At 32.3% G+C, this 12,960-nt stretch carries 10 protein-coding genes; 6 read left to right on the top strand and 4 right to left on the bottom strand.

Translation table 11 applies throughout. The features are described from left to right. Window positions 1-10 precede the first annotated feature (10 nt). Entirely contained in the window at window positions 11-634 is a 624-nt protein-coding gene (plsY, locus tag AC1RP4_RS02420) for a glycerol-3-phosphate 1-O-acyltransferase PlsY (RefSeq protein WP_481761324.1), read from the bottom strand. A gap of 180 nt (window positions 635-814) precedes the next feature. Between plsY and parE the strand changes: the two genes are divergently transcribed. The 5 genes from parE to AC1RP4_RS02445 all read left to right on the top strand — a co-directional run bounded on the left by parE (window position 815) and on the right by AC1RP4_RS02445 (window position 8,019). After that, a complete protein-coding gene (gene parE / locus AC1RP4_RS02425) occupies window positions 815-2,833 on the top strand; it encodes a DNA topoisomerase IV subunit B (RefSeq protein ID WP_481761323.1) in 2,019 nt (672 codons plus the stop codon). A gap of 24 nt (window positions 2,834-2,857) precedes the next feature. Beyond that, entirely contained in the window at window positions 2,858-5,290 is a 2,433-nt protein-coding gene (parC, locus tag AC1RP4_RS02430) for a DNA topoisomerase IV subunit A (protein ID WP_481761409.1), read from the top strand. A 105-nt stretch (window positions 5,291-5,395) separates the two neighbouring features. Further along, entirely contained in the window at window positions 5,396-6,352 is a 957-nt protein-coding gene (locus AC1RP4_RS02435; RefSeq protein WP_481761322.1) for a LysR family transcriptional regulator, read from the top strand. A gap of 16 nt (window positions 6,353-6,368) precedes the next feature. Next, window positions 6,369-7,298 carry a manganese-dependent inorganic pyrophosphatase gene (locus tag AC1RP4_RS02440; RefSeq protein WP_481761321.1) on the top strand — a complete coding sequence of 310 codons (930 nt, stop codon included), beginning with the start codon at window positions 6,369-6,371 and terminating at the stop codon, window positions 7,296-7,298. Window positions 7,299-7,359: 61 nt separating this feature from the next. Further along, window positions 7,360-8,019 (top strand): HD domain-containing protein, encoded by a 660-nt coding sequence (locus AC1RP4_RS02445; RefSeq protein WP_481761319.1) that lies wholly within the window; start codon window positions 7,360-7,362, stop codon window positions 8,017-8,019. 42 nt (window positions 8,020-8,061) lie between these two features. Here the strand turns inward: AC1RP4_RS02445 and xerS are convergent, their stop codons facing one another. The 3 genes from xerS to AC1RP4_RS02460 form a co-directional block, all read right to left on the bottom strand. Beyond that, a complete protein-coding gene (gene xerS / locus AC1RP4_RS02450) occupies window positions 8,062-9,132 on the bottom strand; it encodes a tyrosine recombinase XerS (protein ID WP_409022540.1) in 1,071 nt (356 codons plus the stop codon). Window positions 9,133-9,754: 622 nt separating this feature from the next. Further along, window positions 9,755-10,621: a DegV family protein gene (locus AC1RP4_RS02455; RefSeq protein ID WP_481761318.1), complete on the bottom strand. Its 867-nt coding sequence runs from the start codon at window positions 10,619-10,621 to the stop codon at window positions 9,755-9,757. A 27-nt stretch (window positions 10,622-10,648) separates the two neighbouring features. Further along, window positions 10,649-11,068 carry a MarR family winged helix-turn-helix transcriptional regulator gene (locus AC1RP4_RS02460; RefSeq protein ID WP_481761317.1) on the bottom strand — a complete coding sequence of 140 codons (420 nt, stop codon included), beginning with the start codon at window positions 11,066-11,068 and terminating at the stop codon, window positions 10,649-10,651. 155 nt (window positions 11,069-11,223) lie between these two features. On the opposite strand from AC1RP4_RS02460, the gene AC1RP4_RS02465 reads away from it, so the two are divergent. Then, window positions 11,224-12,927 (top strand): NFACT RNA binding domain-containing protein, encoded by a 1,704-nt coding sequence (locus tag AC1RP4_RS02465; protein ID WP_481761316.1) that lies wholly within the window; start codon window positions 11,224-11,226, stop codon window positions 12,925-12,927. Window positions 12,928-12,960 lie beyond the last annotated feature (33 nt).

Genomic DNA, 12,960 nt, shown 5'->3' on the forward strand with positions numbered 1-12,960 from the left:
GATGAAATAATCATCGATTTTTTTTATTTCGTAAATATAATCCAAGACCAAAAGGTACCATACTCTCAGTACCATTTAAAATACGTTTTATGTTGTCTCTATGTTTATAAATAACAAATATAGTCAAAATACCTGCAATACTAGTTAATAACCAATCTTGAAATAATATCGCTGTTATCGTAATACCAATAAATCCAATGACACTTGCAACACTTACCATACTCGTTAAAAGTATTAAAGAAATAAACATGGTACAAGCGATAAGAAAAAATAGCGGATTATACGGTAATAAAATACCCGCACCAGTAGCAACTGCCTTACCACCTTTAAATCCAGTAAATATTGAGAATGTATGTCCAGCTACTGCACCTACACCAATTAGTAAAGGACTAACGGTTGATGCGACCCCAAACATATAAGGGAGGCTTGCAGCTATAATTCCTTTTGATATATCCATCACTAAGACAACAGTCCCTGCTTTTGGTCCAAGAACTCGATAAGTATTAGTTGTACCAACATTACCACTACCAAAATTTCTGATATCCTTTTGATAAAAATATTTTCCAATCCAAACCCCTGATGGAATTGATCCTAAAATATAAGCGATAATCAACATTAATATGATTGTACCCATGATAATTCACTCCTTTCAGCCAGTAAATCCAATAAGTAGTATTTTAACATTCTTTTAAGAAGACACCAAAATTTTTTATAAAATAGAACATCTATTCGGATTTCTCTTTACATTTTAAAAAAGAATAGGTTATTATAGTAACGTTACTGTAGGAATACAGAGTAAGGGGCGTTTAACTGAATGACTAATCAAAATAAAACAAAATACAATGATGATTCAATTCAAGTTCTTGAAGGACTAGAAGCAGTTAGAAAACGACCTGGTATGTATATTGGGTCGACAGATGGCAAGGGATTACATCATCTTGTCTACGAGATTGTTGATAACGCAGTTGATGAAGCCTTGTCAGGATATGGTTCACAAATCGACGTTACAATCCACAGTGATAACAGTATTACTGTTGTAGATTATGGTCGTGGTATGCCTATTGGTATGCATGCATCAGGAATACCAACTGTTGAAGTTATCTTCACTGTCTTACATGCTGGTGGAAAATTTGGCCAAGGCGGATATAAAACGTCTGGTGGACTACATGGCGTTGGCGCAAGTGTCGTTAACGCATTATCTTCATCATTAACAGTTGATACCGTTCGTGATGGTATTCGTTATGAAGAAAAGTTTAAAAATGGTGGGCATCCAGTTGGGACTTTAAAAAAATTAGGTGCAACTAAACGAGCAAATGGAACAACAGTAACTTTTAAACCCGATGAAAGTATTTTTTCAACTACAATTTATAAGTATGATATTTTAGCTGAAAGATTAAAAGAGTCTGCCTTTTTATTACGTGGTGTCAAAATTGTTTTAACAGATGAAAGAACTGATAAACAAGATATCTATCATTTTGAAGAAGGTATTAAAGAATTCGTTGCTTATTTAAACGAAGACAAAGATACACTTGGCGAAGTGATGTATTTTGATGGCATTAAAGATAAAATTGAAGTAGAAGTTGCAGCACAATATAATGATGGCTACTCAGAAAACTTAATGTCCTTTGTTAATAACGTTCGGACAAAAGATGGTGGTACACATGAAGCAGGAATGAAGTCTGCTTGGACAAAAGCATTTAACGAATATGCCAGAAAATTAGGTCTTTTAAAAGATAAAGATCGTAATTTAGAAGGTAGTGATGTTCGAGAGGGCCTTTCAGGAGTCATTTCAGTGCGAATACCTGAAGAGTTATTGCAATTCGAAGGACAAACGAAGGGTAAATTAGGTACACCCGAAGCAAGATCTATCGTCGATAGCGTTCTGAGTGAAAAACTTGGGTTTTATTTGATGGAAAATGGTGAGTTTGCACAAGAACTTGTTAGAAAATCAATTAAAGCTAGAGAGGCTCGAGAAGCAGCTCGTAAGGCTCGTGATGATTCAAGAAATGGGAAAAAGAAAAAGAAAAATGATCGCTTATTATCTGGGAAATTAACACCTGCACAATCGAAAAACGCTAAGAAAAATGAGTTGTTTTTAGTCGAAGGTGATTCTGCCGGTGGTTCAGCTAAACAAGGTCGTGAACGCAAATTCCAAGCCATTCTACCTTTACGTGGTAAGGTATTGAATACTGAAAAGGCAAAATTACAAGATATTTTAAAAAATGAAGAAATTAATACAATGATTTATACAGTTGGCGCAGGTGTTGGTGCTGAATTTAAGCTCGAAGACAGTAACTACGATAAAATTATTATCATGACTGATGCTGATACTGATGGTGCGCACATCCAAACCTTATTATTGACATTTTTCTATAAATATATGCGTCCACTAATTGATGCTGGGAAAATCTATATTGCTTTACCACCTTTATATAAAATTCAAAAAGGAACGGGTAAAAAAATAGAGAGTATCTATGCTTGGACCGATGAAGAGCTTGATAAAGCAACAACAAAAATTGGACGTGGTTACAACCTACAACGATTTAAAGGTCTGGGCGAAATGAATGCAGATCAATTATGGGAAACAACTATGGATCCAATGACAAGAACTTTAGTTAGAATTCGAATTGATGATCCTGCACTTGCTGAAAAAAGAGTGACAACCTTAATGGGCGACAAGGTAGAACCTCGTCGAAATTGGATTGAAGAAAATGTTCAATTTTCACTTGAAGAGGACGGTAGTATCCTTGATAAGGTATCAAGTAAACAAGTTACTGATTTAAAAAATGAAGAAGATTTAACATTATTTGAAGATCAAACAACGACTGACTAAGGAAGGAGGATTATTAATTTGGCTATAGAAAAAGATACATCAAAAATTCAAGAGCTGACCTTAGAAGATGTTATGGGTGAACGATTTGGTCGTTATTCTAAATATATTATTCAAGAACGTGCTTTACCTGATATACGTGATGGCCTAAAACCTGTTCAACGTCGTATTTTATACGCAATGAATCAAGATGGTAACACATATGATAAAGGGTTTAGAAAATCTGCTAAATCTGTCGGAAATGTTATGGGTAATTTTCATCCTCATGGAGATAGCTCAATTTACGAAGCTATGGTCCGTATGAGTCAAAACTGGAAATTACGAACACCATTAATTGAAATGCACGGAAATAATGGGTCAATGGATGGTGATTCTCCTGCCGCAATGCGTTACACAGAAGCTCGTACAAGTAAAATTGCGACTGAAATGCTACGTGATATTGAAAAAGAAACGGTTGATTTCGTATTGAATTTTGATGATACGGAGTATGAACCAACTGTTTTACCAGCAAGATTTCCTAATTTGTTAGTAAATGGTGCAACGGGAATTTCAGCTGGGTATGCAACTGAAATTCCACCTCATAATTTAAGCGAGGTTGTTGATGCCGTTGTTTATTTAATTGGTCATCCAAATGCGACTTTAGATAAATTAATGTCATTCGTTAAGGGCCCCGATTTTCCAACCGGTGGTATTTTACAAGGACTATCCGGCATCCAGAGTGCTTATAAAACGGGGCGTGGTAAAGTAGTCGTTCGTTCTAGAACTGAGATTCAAGAACTAAAGGGTGGTAAAACACAAATTATTATTTCAGAAATTCCATACGAAGTGAATAAAGCTGTTCTTGTTAAAAAGATGGATGAAATTCGCTTATTAAAAAAAGTTGATGGGATTGCTGAAGTTCGAGATGAAAGTGATCGTGAAGGACTACAAATTGCAATTGAATTAAAACGCAACGTCAATGCACAAGGTATTTTAAATTATTTATTTAAAAATACTGATTTACAAATTTCGTATAATTTCAATATGGTTGCAATTAACCATCAACGACCTGAGTTAGTTGGCTTAAAAAAATTCTTATCTTCGTACTTAGAGTATCAATTAAGTGTTACGAAAAAAAGAACTGAATTTGATTTAAAAAAGGCTGAGTCTCGTCAACATATCGTTGAAGGGTTAATTAAAGCTTTATCAATTTTAGATAAAGTAATTAAAGCAATCCGTGCAAGTAAAGATAAAAAGAGTGCTAAATTAAGCTTAATGGATCTGTTCGATTTCACAGAAAAACAAGCTGAAGCAATTGTTTCATTACAACTGTACCGCTTGTCTAATACAGATGTGACTGCGCTTGAAAAAGAAAATGCAGAGCTTGCTGCAAAAATTATTGATTACAAAGCAATATTGGCAGATCCTAGTAAGTTATCTGATGTTGTGAAAAAAGAGCTTAAACAAGTATCTAAAGAATATGCCACACCTCGACTAACTGAAATTCAAGAACATATTGAAGACATTAAGATTGAAACAGCAGTTTTAGTAACTCCCGAAGATGTTCAAGTATTAGTTAGCCGTGATGGTTATCTCAAACGTAGCTCATTACGGTCATTTAACGCCTCAGGAGTAAATGAGAATGGTTTGAAAAACGAAGATCAAATTGTATTTAATGAATCTGTTAACACATTAGATCATCTATTTATGTTTACAAATAAGGGAAATATGATTTACCGTCCAATTCATGAAATAACTGAGGCAAAGTGGAAAGATACTGGGGAACATATTTCACAAACTATTGGATTAGATACTGATGAATATTTAATTAAAGCATTTTCTTTCAAAAAAGTGAATGTCCCTGGTAAATTTGTTTTTGCAACTAAAAATGGATTCATTAAACAAACACTGGTTTCCGACTTACAACCCGGACGAACTTATAAAGGTCATGCAAGTAAATTCATGAAATTGAAGGAAGCTAACGATGATGTTATCTTGATTTCATACTTGAAAGAAACGGATGACTCGTTATTCATTTTTAGTGCTTCACATGATGGGTATGGATTAAAGTATCCTCTCGAAGAAGTTCCTGTTGTCGGATCTAAAGCAGCTGGTGTAATCGCGATGAATCTTAAGAAGGATGATTATGTTGCCGCTACTTGTTTAGTAACTGAACATAGTCAGATTGGATTATTAACACAGCGCGGTTCATTTAAGCGTATGGCTGTATCAGAAGTGAGCTCGACAAGTAGGGCGAAACGTGGCGTTCTTGTTCTTAGAGAGCTTAAGAAGGAACCTCATAGAGTCGTTGGCATGAAACTCATTACTAAAGATGTGAATTTAAATGCCCTTACTGAAAGTGGCAATGAATTTATTATCGAACCAATGTCATATCCGCTATCTGATAGATATTCAAATGGTTCATTTGTTATTGATACAGAACAATTAGGAATACCTAATAATTTAAATGAGATTAATTAATAATTAAATTGTTAAAAAAAGGCAAATTTGTTTGCTCTTTTTTTTTATTACGCTTATTATACTAATATGACTATTAATTTCTAGAACTGAGGAGATCACGCTAATATGAAAACAAAGCAAGAAAATATATTTTCATCAAAAACGTTAACATATTTTTTACAGCTTGCAGATATAATGAATTATACGCAAGCAGCCCAAATATTAGGAATCACACAACCTGCATTAACACAGCAAATTAAAAAATTAGAAAGAACAGTTGGTGCACCACTTTTTTATTCTGTTGGTAAAAAATTACATCTTTCTGATGCTGGCTATACAATGCTAGATGCAACACACCAAATCTATGAAACATTAAATAAAGCAACGAATGAAATTCAACAATCAACAAGTGCAACACAAGGAGAAATTACTATCGGGATTTTGGCTTCAATCGAAGACGAAGTGTTTGATGATTTTGTTATCCAGTACTATAAAAATAATCCAGATATTATTGTGTCATTCCATTTACTAACGCGTAAAGAAATTTGGAGTGAACTTGAGAATAATAAAATTGATTTAGCTATTATGTATCTTCCAGATGAAAGTATTAAAAACTGGAAACCATACGAAAGTAAGAAAATCTTTACTGAAGATTTATTGTTTTTACATCATAATGAAAAGTTATCTTCTAAAAAGAAAGTTAGACTTCAAGAAACAATTGATAATGTTTGGGTCACTTATCCAAGTGATTATTATCTTGATAAAACAATTAAAACAATTTATCAAAATCAATTAGTTAACCTGCCAAAGAGTGTTGCTAGATTTACATCACCCACACAGATTTTAAAATTTGCTCGTGCAACACATGCTTATTCAGCATTACCAACTTCATTTTTAACGGCTCATCCTGAAAGCAAAGACCTTTGGACATCTCATTTTGATCCAGAAATAAAATTTGATTTGTCATTTGTCTTTAGAAAAGATAAAGATGAAATTCCTAGAAATGAACATTTTTTAAATGCATTTGATAAATTTTTAGAAGAAAAAGATTACATGACTCGACTTAAAGAAATTAACAAATAAAAAGGAGATTATAATAATGACTAAACAATTAATTTTTGGACATCAAAGTCCTGATACAGACGCAGTTGTAGCTGCTAAAGCATTCTCATATCTACAAAATAAATTAGGTTTCGATACTGAAGCCGTTACCTTAGGAACATTAAGTGAAGAAACAAAATTTGTTTTAGATTACTTTAATGAACCTGAACCAAGAATTATTGAAACAGCTAAAAATGAGGTTGAATCAGTTATGTTAGTTGATCATAATGAATCTCAACAAAGTGTTTCTGATATCGCTGATCTTGTTGTAACAGACGTTGTCGATCATCATCGTATTGCTAATTTCACAACCAATATGCCTCTTAATTTCCGCGCAGAGGCTGTCGGTTGTTCAAGTACCATCCTATGGAAAATGTTTAATGAAAACAATATTGAAATTCCTGCTAATATTGCAGGATTAATGATGTCAGCTATTATTTCTGATACATTGTTATTCAAATCACCTACAACGACTCCAGTTGATATTGAAGCAACTAAAGCACTTTCTAAAATTAGTAACACTGATTACAATGTATACGGATTAGATATGTTAAAAGCTGGAACTAATTTATCTAGCAAAACTGAAACAGAATTGATTAACGGAGATGCCAAATCTTTTGATATGGCTGGTAAAACAGTACGTGTTGCTCAAGTTAATACCGTTGATTTAGAAGAAGTTTTTAACCGTGAAGCTGCACTAGTTTCAGCGATTGAAGATGATAGTAAAGCTAATAATTATGATTTATTCTTACTATTAGTTACAAATATCCTAGACAGTGATTCAGAACTATTAGTTGTTGGAGAACCTAAAGAAATGGTTGAAAAAGCCTTCAACACAAAACTTTCTGATAACAAATTGTCATTACCTGGTGTTGTTTCAAGAAAAAAACAAGTTGTTCCTCAATTACAAGCTGTTTTTGAAGCTTAATAAAAAATCTTAAAAGTTTAGACTTTATCTCTAAGCTTTTTTATTTTAAGGAGAATTTAGGATGCTACCTGAAGAACAAATTCAAGCAGTTAAAATATATACGCAAAATAAATTAGCGTCAGATACTTCTGGACATGACTTTGCTCATATTGAACGAGTCGTTACAAATTCAAAAACGATTGCCTCAGAAATTCATAATATCAATTATTTAATAATTGTTCTTAGTAGTTATTTACATGACGTAATTGATGATAAAGTAGTCGATAATGTTAAAGAAGAAGTAACTAATTTAACAAATTTTTTAACATCTATTGATTTAACTTCACTTCAAATTAATGATATTTTAATAATTATTAAATCAATTTCTTTTAAAAACCAATTGAACGATAATACTATTAACTTGCCCGAAGAAGCAAAAGTTGTTCAAGATGCTGATCGATTAGATGCAATTGGTGCTGTCGGTATTGCTAGAACTTTTTATTACGGTGGACATGTTGGCAGTAAAATATATGATCCACATCGTGGTCCAAGAAGAAATATGACCCCAGAAGAATACAGGAATATTGAGAATCAAACGGTCATTAACCATTTCTACGAAAAGTTATTGACACTTACAGAAACAATGAACACTGAACCAGGAAAACGAATGGCTAAAAATAGACATCAAATTATGTTAGATTTCCTTGAGAATTTCAAATCTGAATGGGAAGGAAAGTCATAAAATAAAAACGATTAACTCAATATCGAGTTAATCGTTTTTATTTTATAATTTATTAATAGCATTCCGTTGTTCTTCATCAATCATATGGGTATATAACGCAGTTGCACTTGTCGAACTCTGACCCAATTGTGTTGCTACAAGTTGTTCATTCTTCGTCTCTAGGTACAATTTAGAAGCGAGTGTATGGCGTAGTTTATGCGGCGTAACACGGACTTTAAATGCAGATGAGTACTTGGCTACCAATTTTTCAATTGTACCACTCTCAATGCGTTTTCCAATTCCACGATATGATGAACAAAATAGGGCTTTTTCCATTTTATCTACTTTATAGTTCATTGTACGCACTTCAATATATTTAACAAGATAGGGGATTACCCACGGTGCAATTGGCACAGTATCCTTCTTGCCACCTTTTCGAATGACGGTAATATTATTTGTTTTTAAATTTAAATCAGGTAGGTCACTATTTGCAACTTCTGAAACCCGTAAACCACTACCTAGCATTAAAGCGTTAATAGCAATATCGCGATCTTTATCCCGTTTGAAAAAGGAAAGACCTTTAGGCTTTAACAAATCGGCATATTTTTGATCAATAAAGTTAATATAATCACGATCTTCAGTTCCAAGCATTAATTTATCTTTAATATTTGCTGCACGTGTAGCAAACGTTTCGTTATCTTTTACGACAGTAATTTTTTTCATCACATTACGATAAAAATATGGCTCTCCATCTTCTTTTTCCGTTTCTTCAGAAAGATACCTGAACAATGAAGAAATCGCTGTTAGAGAACGATTTACAGTGCTCCTAGAGAGTTGTGTGTTGCTATTTGCATTATTTGATTTACTTCTAGAAAGTAGGGAGGATTTATATAGTTCCATATCTTCCTTTTTTAAATGTTCTAAAACACTAATATCGATTGTCTTAATTGATTTTTCGTTAACAATACCTTCTGCCAGTAACCAATCAAAAAAACGTCTAAACTCTGTTAAATATTGATATAACGTTGCATTGGATAGGGGGATTGTAGATTTAGATTGATAGTATTCCTGCGCATACCAAGGTTGGTACTGTAATTCATTCTCAATTAATTCTAAATATTTTTCTTTTCTCAAAAATACACCTCATTATAACGGATAGTTTAATACGTAGAGAATAACACATTAAAGAGTTACAATTCAACTTTAATGAAAGTTGAACGCAAAATGTTCTTATATCAAACAGTATGATACATATTATTTAAAATTAGTGTTTATTCACAAAATAACTAATATATTTAATACTTTAGATTTTAAGTAATCCTTATATAGCTAATACCATAATTTGGCAAATTATGGTCGTCATGCTTGATATGTATCTACAAATATTAGTGTTAATTATATAATTTATTGGAGAATAATAATTGTAAATATATTTTATGATGAACAAATTATATTTACATAAAATAAAATGAGCGAGATACAAATACAAAACGAATGATAATTTAAATAGACTTGTTTAAAATCAGTAAGATATTGCGCTACTAAACTTTCATTAAATTGTGTGTTTTAACTAAAGTTGGATAGTGTTAATATGATAAGTCTCAATTTACCACTCATTTGATGCTTTTAAACTTTATCTATTAACTTAAAATTATTTTCTCCGACATACTATTATCTAGTCACAGTTACATCTTAATTATTATTTGAAAACAAAAAACTAACAACCGATTAAACCGGTTGTTAGTTTTAATAACTCTTAAGCTTGATCAAAGTCTTTAATCCACGCTAATGCTAATGCTTTTTCACCTAAATGTGTCCCAATGACTGGTCCAAAGTAACTGATATCAAATGTCATATCAGGATATTTCTTCTTCATTTTAGTCTGCCACTTAATTGCTGACGTTTCATCATTTGCATGAATAATAAGTCCACGTAAAGGATAATCAACAGATGCACGATGCTCTTCAAATAAATCTTCTACACGCTTAATTGCCTTCTTAGTTGATCTAATCTTTTCAAATGCAACAATTTTATTTGAAACACTATCAAATGTTAAAATTGGCTTAATTTTAAGAACACTTCCAATAAAGGCTGAAGCATTAGACAAACGACCGCCTCGTACAAGATTTTGCAAATCATCAACAATGAAATATTCACCTAACGTTGTCTTCAAATCATCTAATCGGGCAATGATATCATCGATAGAGGCATCTTCTTTAGCCATTTTAGCAGCTTCCAAAGCTAAATATCCCATTAACATAACTGTGATACCAGAATCATACGGTATCACACGAGTTGACTCAATTGTTGGTGCTATATTTTTTAAATTATCAATAAATCCTGAAATTGTATTTGTTAAATGAATACTTAAAATAATATCATAGCCTTCGCTACCTAATTTATCATATAAGTTAATCATTTCCCCAACAGAAGGCTGTGAGGTACTTGGAAAGGATGCAGATGTCTTTAATTTTTCATAGAATCCTTCAGTTGTAATATCAACGCCTTCATTATAAATTTTATTGTCAATAATGACTGGGATAGGAATTATAGTAATATTGTTCTCTTCAATCTGATCTTTAGATAGGTACGAAGTACTATCTGTTACAATTGCTATTTTCATTAATTAAACACCTCATTTTATGACGGTTTAAACGTCAGTCCTCGTTAGACTTTTGTCTAAGCGATTTAATAATATTCTTAATAAATTTTGTTCATCTTCTGGCCACTTTTCAAAAATAGTTGCTTCAAGTTCAGTAAAACCTTTATCAACTGCTTTTGACGACTCAACGCCGATTTCAGTCATTGTATAAATCAATTGGCGTTTATCGTCACCGATACTATGCTTATCAAGCATTTCTTTTTCAACTAAGCGTTTTAATTGTCGACTTAGTGTTGAGATATCTAGATCTGTTTCTACGGCCAATTTTTCCTGTGTGTTAAATTTAGCACTTATTTTCTTTAATAACTGCCACTCAGATATTGTTAATTGATTTTTTTTAGTTAAACGTTGTAAAATCACTTTATACTGTTTATCAATTGATAGTAAGTTTTCAAGACTTGTTTTCATTTTGTTGACCCCTTAAATTCGATATACCTTGCATTATACAATATATAGACTAAAAATGGCAAGAAAACTATTCAATAATGATTCTTTGCGATTTATCGTTTAAAACGTTACACTTGTAGTTATTAAACATATTTTATAGAAAGTGAGTTGATTAAATGTCATTTGATGGCGTTTTTACTCATGCAATGATTAGTGAACTAAGAACCAAACTAATCGGTGGTCGGGTCTCAAAAATATCACAACCCTACCCTAATGAGGTTATTATTACAATTCGTGCAAATAGAAAGAATCAACCCTTACTATTATCTGCACATTCAAGTTATGCTCGTGCACAAATTACAAATATTCCCTATTCAAATCCTAAAACACCAACTAATTTTACTATGATGCTTCGTAAATATTTAGAGAGCGGTCAACTTGTAGCAATTGATCAGATTGCTAATGATCGTATTATTAATTTTTCATTTTTAACTAGAAATGAACTTGGTGATGAACAACCTCTAATTTTAAGTTTAGAAATGATGGGACGTTATAGTAATTGTCTACTAATTAATCCAACTAATGATAAGGTTTTGGATACCATTAAACATATTAGTTCAGACCAAAATCGATATCGTATGCTAATACCTGGTGCAACCTATCGTCAGCCACCAGCTCAAGATAAATTAAATCCATTTACAGATACAACTGATACATTTAAAAAACTTTTATCCGAGTTTCCAAATAAGGAAGTCCTAGCGAAGGAACTTCAAAATAGCTATCAAGGTCTCGCTGGTCAATCTAGTTTAGATCTTGCAACTGCACTTCATACTAATGTTGAAGACCCTAGTGTCAGCTGGTCAACTTTCTTCACACAATTTGATACACCGACACCAACTATTTTATCTGGCAAACGTCTTGATTTTTCGGCCATTCCAAATAAAGAAATTGGTACTGGTCAAGAATTCGATTCATTAAGCGAAATGCTGGATACTTACTATCTCGATAAAGCAAATAAAGACCGCGTTCAACAACAAGGTAGCCATTTAATCCGCGTTGTTAAAAATGAGCTCAAAAAGAACCGTGGTAAACAAAAAAAATTAGAAAAAACTTTAAAAAATACTGAAACAGCGGATCAATTACGGGTCCAAGGTGAATTATTAACTACTTATCTTCACTTAGTTAAACAAGGAATGACAGAAGTTTCATTACCTAATTTCTATGATAATGAAAAAGAAATGACCATTCAATTATCCAATCAAATTTCACCTTCAAAAAATGCACAAAAATATTTTAAAAAATATCAAAAACAAAAGAATGCAGTTATATTTGTTAATGAGCAACTTCTCCTAAATAAAAAAGAAATTGCTTACTTAGAAGAAATTCAATCAGAAATCGAGTTAGCTGAACCTAAAGACTTACCAGATATTAAGGTTGAATTACAACAACAAGGTTTATTAAAAGAACAAAAATTGAATAAAAATAAAAAAGCAATTAAAATTAAAATAAGTAAACCAGATGAATATTATGCAACAGATGGAACCCTTATCTCTGTTGGTAAGAATAATCTTCAAAATGATCAACTAACCATGAAGACAGCCAATAAATCTGACATCTGGCTACATGCTAAAAACATTCCTGGTTCCCATGTAATTATTCACAGTTCTAATCCTAGTGATGAAACAGTCACAGAAGCGGCTAACTTAGCTGCTTATTTCTCAAAATATCGTCAATCAGCATCTGTTCCAGTAGATTATATCCAAGTTAAACGGATTAAAAAGCCCAATGGCTCAAAGCCAGGTTTTGTTGTCTACGAAGGTCAAAACTCAACCTTTATTACACCAGACTTACAAAAAATTATGGCTATGCGTCGTAAATAAAAAGTTTCAACTAAGAAATTATTCTTAGTTGAA

It is taken from the genome of Dellaglioa sp. CoH-56-MRSF-10, assembly GCF_056782175.1.